We start from the raw sequence: 7,090 nt of genomic DNA, 5'->3' as shown, positions 1-7,090 counted from the left end.
TGTCGGACACGTCACCGAGCCAGGCACTCCACTCACCACACTGGCCCAGTTCCACGACTACCTGACCGCTTCGGGCATCACACCGGAAGACCCCAACAAACCAACGCTTTAATTATCGGCAACGCCTAAGTTCCAGGCATTGGCGTTGACCGCAAATGCGGCGGCCGCCATCAGGTGGCCCTGAGGGGTCTTTAAAGCCACCGACCTACGCGGCGGCAACGCCCTGGGGGCCGCGGGCGGTGTGCGTGACGTGGGCACCGCGTTCGGAGATCCACGCGAGCGCGGAGTCCGACTGCTGGCCGCGGAGGCCGAGGCGGAAGCGCGCGACCGGGGTGTCGCCGATCTTCGTCACGCCGCCGCCGATGGTGGCGAGCTCGACGTCGAAGCGGGTAGCCGCCTCGGGCAGCAGCGCGCCGATCGAGGCGAAGCCGATGAGCACGACGTCGACCGACCGCTCGTACCGCGCGGACTGGGCGCGGGTGGTCTCGATGGCGGGCAGCAGCGACTGCGAAGTCCGGGTCGTGGGGTCGCCCACCAGGTCGAGCACGGAACCCCGCTCGACGATCGCGCCTTCCTCCAGGACCGCGACCCCGTCGCAGATGCGCCGGACGACACCGGCGTCGGGCGTGGTCAGCAGCACGGTGACACCGAGCTCGGCGCGAGCCCGGTCCAGCACGGCGAGGACGGCGCCGGCCTCTTCCGGCGACACATCGGCCGTCGGGTCGTCGGCCAGCAGCACCGCCGGTCCGACGGTGAGTGCCCGCGCGACGGCGACCCGGCGACGCTGGCCCGCGGTCAGCTCCGACGGCCGCTGGGTCGCCCGCTGGGTGAGGCCGACCAGGTCCAGCAGGTTGCCGACGCGGGTCCGGCGCTGCGGCCCGTCGAGGCCGAGCTGCTCGAGCGGCGCCGCGATGTTGCCGGCGACCGTGCGCTCACCGTGCAGCTCGGACTTGGTGTCGAGGATGCCGACCTGGCGACGCACCTCACGCAGGCGACGCCCATCGAGCGTGCCGGTGTTCAGGCCGTCCAAGCGGACGACGCCGCGGTCCGGGCGCTCCTGCAGCCCGATGCACCGAGCCAGCGTCGACTTACCGGAACCGGCGGGGCCGACGACACCGAACAGTGAACCTGCCTCGATGTCCACGCTCACGTCGCGCAGTGCGATAACCGGTTTTCCCTTGGTGGCAAAGGACTTGCTGAGATTTTCGACAGTGATCACGAATGCTCCAGAAAAAGGGCGCGCAGCTCGACCAGAGGGCGCGCGAGGCCGTCACCGATTAGCCGTCCAAAAAGGACGGATCAGTTAGAGAACGGGGTGGGAGTAGGACTCAGGCGAAAGCGGTGGAGCGTCGACACGCACAGACCGTGCGGCGACCCTCATCCACGACGCGTCGCCGCGTGAGCATTCGAGACCGGTACACAATTCCTCCATCGGTCCTGGCGGTAGCACCTGCCCACGGGGGTGGTTGCTGCGACTTCAGCGAGCCAGGTCTCTCAGTCGCTCGGGATGGCAGCTCTAGTAGAACCGATCCCACAGGGTGAAAGCAAGGGGATAGGCACAGATCACACGTTCGCCTGACAAGCGCGACAGAACGTCACGCCTGGTGAGAATGGCCGGCTGACGGTGTCGCGCGAGGCGTTTTCCCATGATGCCGCCCGTTCGGGCAGCCCGCCGGACGTGTCCAAAGTGCGGGATTATCAGGCCTGACCGGCCGCGACGGCGATCCTCACGAAATCATGGACGGTCAACTGCTCACCGCGCGTCTTCGGATCGATACCGGCTGTGGCGAGCAGTTCCCCCGCGCGGTCGGCCGAACCCGCCCAGGTGGCGAGCGCGGCACGCAGCGTCTTGCGTCGCTGGGAGAATGCCGCGTCCACAATGGCAAACAGCGCAACCCTGTCCACAGTGGACAGAAGCTCGCCGCGTTCGAACGAAACCAGCGCCGAATCGACGTTGGGCACCGGCCAGAACACCGCGCGGGGAACAGCCGCGACCTTGCGGGCGTTGCCATACCAAGCAAGCTTGACGCTGGGGACGCCGTAGATGCGGCTACCGGGGCCGGCGGCCATCCGGTCGGCGACCTCGGTCTGGACCATGACCATGCCGCGGCGCAGCGACGGCAGTTCGGCGAGGAGGGTCAGCACGACCGGCACGGCGACGTTGTAGGGCAGGTTGGCGACCATGCTCGTCGGCGCGAGCTCGAAGTCGGACGCGCGCACACGCAGCGCGTCGGCGGTGAGCACGGTGAGCCGGTCGGCGACCTCGGGGGCGCGCTCGGCGATGGTCAGCGGCAGCCGCTCGGCGAGCACCGGGTCGATCTCGACGGCGACCACGCGCGCGCCCGCGGCGAGCAGCCCCAGCGTCAGCGACCCCAGGCCGGGCCCGACCTCGAGCACGACGTCGTCCGGTCCGACGCCGGCGAGGTCGACGATGCGACGCACGGTGTTGGGATCGTGGACGAAGTTCTGGCCGAGCTTCTTGGTCGGGCGGACGTTCAGCTCGGCGGCCAGCCCGCGGATCTCGGCAGGCCCGAGCAGTGCAGTCACATCCGGCAGCCTATCTGCGGCCGTCCCCAAGAAACCCTCAAGGTCACCTTAGATGCGGTGAACGCACCCAAGATGACCTTGAGGGGACTTCGAAAAAGCTAGGCCTTCTGGCCGCAGACGGGCCAGGCGCTGTAGCTGCCGCCACGCCCGTCGCGGACCTTCTCAGCTACCGAGATCTGCTGCTCACGGGTGGCCTGGCTGGGCAGGGCCGCGTACTGCGAGCCGCCGTAGGCGTTCCAGGTCTGCTTGTCGAACTGGAGACCACCGTAGTAGCCGTTGCCGGTGTTGATGGCCCAGTTGCCGCCGGACTCGCAGGCCGCGATGCGGTCCCACGCGGAACCGTCACCGATGACCGGGTTGGGCGGGGCCTTGGAGCCGACCTTGACGATCTTCGGCTTCGGCTGCGTGAGGATCTGCTCGGAGATCTGCTCACGGCCGGTCTCCTGGCCGTTCTTCTTCGTGACCTTGTAGGTCACCGTCTTCGTGCCGGGCGTGCCCGGGTCCTGGACCGTCGTCTGGCCCTTGAGCTGCGTCGGGTCGTCGACGTTCTGCGTCGGCGGAGCGATGTCCTCCTGCTGCTGGACCATCGAAACGCCGGTGCGGCTGATGTAGATCGACGCGCCGTCGGAGATCTTGAAGTCGAGCCCGCCCTGCGCCGCGTCGTCCGGGCCGAGGGTCATCTGCAGGTCACCGAGGAACTCCTTGGTGGTGACCGCGGTGGTCGACATCTTCTTCGGCAGGTTCGCGCCGTCGTAGAGCGTGATGTTCTTGAGGGTCTTGACCGTGATCGTCGCGCCCTCGAGCGGCAGCGAGCCGCTCTGGGCCATCGACATCCAGTTGCCCTGCTTGGCCAGATCCGTCAGGCCGAGCTGGGTCAGCGCGTCACCGAGGTTGGTCGCGCGTACCCAGGACTCTCGCTGCGAGCCGTCGATGACCAAGCTGAGCTGGCGGCCGCGCTCGAGGTGGATGACGCCACCGTCGCCCACAGCGGCCGTCGGGGAGGGGGAGAGCGAGTCGTGCGCGCCGACCGAGAGTCCGGCGTCCTTCAGGACGTCTCCGACGGTGCCGCCGAAGCTGTGGACGGTCTGCTGCTGACCGTCGACGTCGATGGTGACGCTCTTGTTCATCGCCAGCGCGGCGGCGCCACCACCGGTGAGGGTGATGAGGATGGCCAGCACGGCACCCTTGAGGAAGCGCTTCTTCCAGATCTTGGTGGTCGCGACCAGGCCTTCGGTCAGGCTTTCGGCCTTCTGTTCGGCGGTCAGCGCCAGTTTCCCGGCCCGATCCTCGGCGACGTCGTCGGGGATGCGGATCGGCGGGAGGAGGGTGGTCTCGGCGTTGATCAGCCGGATCAGCTCGTCGACGTCGATGTCCGCTTCGGCCATCAGGTCGTCGGCGTCCGGGCCGAGCACCGCGAAGACATCCTGGTGGGTTACGCCCAGGTCGTCGGAGAAGTCGAGGTCTTCGTCGTCCGGCCAGTCGAGGACTGCCACAGAGCCTGCCATCGGGGCAGCGGGCGCGAAGATGTTCGTAGGAGCATCGAGACGTGAGGTCTCACGTCTATGGCTACCAGTCACAGGGTCGATCCCTTTCCGAAAGAGGTCGTTGCACCCGCGGTCCTCGTCATCCCAACTTGCTCCAGGCCGGAAACTCCTGGTGCCGCGCCCCGACGCGCACTGACGTGACCACGGGCGTGACGTTCGACAACTACAAGTCGTAGCGATCGACCGGCACGATCACGGGACAGTAACGAAGGCTGGCGGGTTGCGCAAACACCCCCCGGAGTGTCGTGACCTTCGTCACTCCTCAGGTGGACGTATCGGCTCCCCGAATGTCGCAACCTCGTCGCTACGCGTTCAACTGGAAGTAACACTGAGCAGTCGGAATACGCGTTCCGCGTTGGCCCGTGCCGCTTCCGCGACCTCGTGCACGCCCACGCCGCGCAGTTCGGCGAGGTTACGGACGGTGTACGCGGCGCAATACGGCTCGTTCGGCTGCCCACGGAACGGGTGGGGGGTCAGAAACGGCGCGTCGGTCTCGACGAGGAACTGGTCCGACGGGACGAACCGCGCGACCTCACGCAACGCCCGCGCGTTGCGGAAGGTCACGGTGCCGGCGAACGAGAGCACGTAACCCGCCGCCACGCAGCGCCGCGCGACGTCGACGTCACCGGAGAAGCAGTGGAACACGACGTCGTCCGGAGCACCCTCTTCGTCGAGGATGCGCAGGACGTCGTCGTGTGCGTCGCGGTCGTGGATCATCAACGGCTTGCCGAGCCGCTTCGCGAGGTCGATATGCCAGCGGAAGGCATCCTGCTGGGCGTCGTGCGGCGCGTAGTCCCAGTAGTAGTCGAGACCCGTCTCTCCTATCGCGACAACCCGCGGCGCGGCGGCGAGGCGTTCCACTTCGGACCGTTCGGCGTCGCCGAAGTCCTTGGTGCGGGTGGGATGCAGCGCCACCGCGCCGAACACCCGCCGGTCCCAAGTGGACGCCTCGACGACCCACCGCGCGGAGGCGAGGTCGTCGGCGACGGTGACGACCCGCGCCACGCCCGCGAGCTCGGCACGGTCGACCATGGCGACGACGTCGGCCGCCGTGACCGCGCCGCAGGCGTCGAGGTGCGTGTGCGAATCGACCACCGACACCGGCAGCCTGTCCGGCACCGGCGGCTTCTCCTTATTACTCCTGTCCACCTGGGCCGGTCCTCCTCGTAGCGCTACTTCGCGATCGGGGCCCACTCCGGGCCCGTCTCGCCGAGCTCGGGGTCGAGCTTGGCGAACAGCGGGCTCGGCTTCTGCAGCGGCCGGCCGACCTCGATCGGCGTCGACTTCCACTCGGCCTGCTCGGCCTTGTAGTCCCCGGTGATGATCGGGTTGATCCGGCCGGGGAGGTCGAGGTCCTCGACCTCGGACAGCTCCGGCTGCGAAGCCCAGATGCCGGTGCCGCCGAGGGCCTCGTGGACCTTCTGCGCCGAGTGCGGCAGGAACGGCGTCAGCAGCGTGTTGGCGTCCGAGACGACCTGCAGGGCGGTGTGGAGGACGGTGTCCCGGCGAGCGGGATCGTCCTTGAGCTTCCACGGCTCCTGCGCCGAGATGTACCGGTTCGCCGCGGTGACGACGCGCATGGCCTCGCCGGAGGCCGCCTTGAACCGCGACCGGTTCAGGTGGGCGCCGATGGTGTCGAAGGCCTTGAGCGACAGCGCCTTCAGCTCCTCGTCGGCCGCCTCCGGGGCCTCCGGACGCGGGATGGCGCCGACGTTCTTGTGCGCCATCGAGATCGACCGGTTGACCAGGTTGCCCCACTCGTTGGCGAGCTCGGAGTTGGTCCGGCGGACGAACTCGTCCCAGGTGAAGTCGGTGTCCTGGGTCTCCGGGCCGGCCGCGGCGATGAAGTACCGGAGCGCGTCCGGGCCGAAGTCGCGCAGGAAGTCGTTGACGTAGATGACCGTGCCGCGCGAGGTGGAGAACTTCGAGCCGCTCATGGTGAGGAACTCGCTGGAGACGATCTCGTCCGGGAGGTGCAGCTTCCCGTACGGACCGGGCTCGCCCCCGTGATCACCTTCGCCGTTGTGGCCGAACAGCAGCGCCGGCCAGATCTGGGCATGGAAGGTGATGTTGTCCTTGCCCATGAAGTTGTACATCCGGGCGTCCGGGTTGAGCCACCACTCCTGCCAGGCGTCCGGGTCGCCGGACCGGCGGGCCCACTCCACGCTGGCCGAGAAGTAACCGATCACCGCGTCGAACCAGACGTAGAACCGCTTCATCGGCTCGTCGCGCCAGCCGTCGAGGGGGATCTTGACGCCCCAGTCGAGGTCGCGCGTGATCGGCCGGGGGCGCATGTCGTCGACGAGGTTCTTGGTGAAGTTGAGGACGTTCGGCCGCCAGTCGGTCTTCGTCGACAGCCACTTGCCCAGCGTCTCGGCGAACGCGGGCAGGTCGAGGAACAGGTGCTCGGTCTCGACGAACTTCGGCGTCTCGCCGTTCACCCGCGACTTCGGGTTGATCAGTTCGGCGGGGTCGAGCTGATTGCCACAGTTGTCGCACTGGTCACCGCGCGCGCCGTCGTACCCGCAGATCGGGCAGGTGCCCTCGATGTAGCGGTCCGGCAGCGTGCGGCCGGTCGACGGGCTGACCGCGCCGGTGGTGGTCCGCGGCACGATGTAGCCGTTGCGATGCAGCGCGAGGAAGATCTGCTGGGTCACCGCGGCGTGGTTGCCGGTGGTGGTCCTGGTGAACAGGTCATAGGTCAGGCCCAGACCCTGGAGGTCCTCGCCGATCTGCCGCGTGTACTTGTCGACGGCCTCCTGCGGGGTCAGGCCTTCCTTTTCGGCCTGGACCTGGATCGGCGTGCCGTGTTCGTCGGTGCCGGAGACCATGAGCACCCGGTTGCCGGCCATTCGCTGGTAGCGCGAGAAGACGTCCGACGGGACGCCGAATCCGGATACATGGCCGATGTGACGGGGGCCGTTGGCGTAGGGCCACGCCACCGCTGTAAGTACAGAGGTGCTCATGCCTGTTTAGCCTACGGATGCTGTCTCGCGCAT

5 protein-coding genes and 1 riboswitch are annotated in these 7,090 nt (G+C 68.0%); all 5 genes read right to left on the bottom strand.

What is annotated here, in order from left to right; all coding sequences use genetic code 11:
* Window positions 1–205 precede the first annotated feature (205 nt).
* Complete coding sequence (locus tag JWQ81_RS04155; protein WP_297537611.1) at window positions 206–1,219, bottom strand: ATP-binding cassette domain-containing protein; 1,014 nt, start codon at window positions 1,217–1,219, stop codon at window positions 206–208.
* A gap of 206 nt (window positions 1,220–1,425) precedes the next feature.
* Window positions 1,426–1,514: riboswitch (SAM riboswitch) on the bottom strand.
* Window positions 1,515–1,698: 184 nt separating this feature from the next.
* Complete coding sequence (rsmA, locus tag JWQ81_RS04150) at window positions 1,699–2,547, bottom strand: 16S rRNA (adenine(1518)-N(6)/adenine(1519)-N(6))-dimethyltransferase RsmA (RefSeq protein WP_297537609.1); 849 nt, start codon at window positions 2,545–2,547, stop codon at window positions 1,699–1,701.
* Between the two features lie 98 nt (window positions 2,548–2,645).
* Complete coding sequence (locus JWQ81_RS04145; RefSeq protein ID WP_297537607.1) at window positions 2,646–4,052, bottom strand: resuscitation-promoting factor; 1,407 nt, start codon at window positions 4,050–4,052, stop codon at window positions 2,646–2,648.
* 351 nt (window positions 4,053–4,403) lie between these two features.
* Window positions 4,404–5,240, bottom strand: a complete 837-nt coding sequence (locus tag JWQ81_RS04140) for a TatD family hydrolase (protein ID WP_297537605.1) — start codon at window positions 5,238–5,240, stop codon at window positions 4,404–4,406.
* Window positions 5,241–5,263: 23 nt separating this feature from the next.
* Complete coding sequence (metG, locus tag JWQ81_RS04135; RefSeq protein ID WP_297537603.1) at window positions 5,264–7,057, bottom strand: methionine--tRNA ligase; 1,794 nt, start codon at window positions 7,055–7,057, stop codon at window positions 5,264–5,266.
* Window positions 7,058–7,090: the final 33 nt, after the last annotated feature.

Origin of the sequence: Amycolatopsis sp. (assembly GCF_025464955.1) — a bacterium.
Classification (GTDB): Bacteria; Actinomycetota; Actinomycetes; order Mycobacteriales; family Pseudonocardiaceae; genus Amycolatopsis.
Note: the sequence above shows the minus strand (reverse complement) of the source record. Positions and strands in the feature narration are given on the sequence as shown.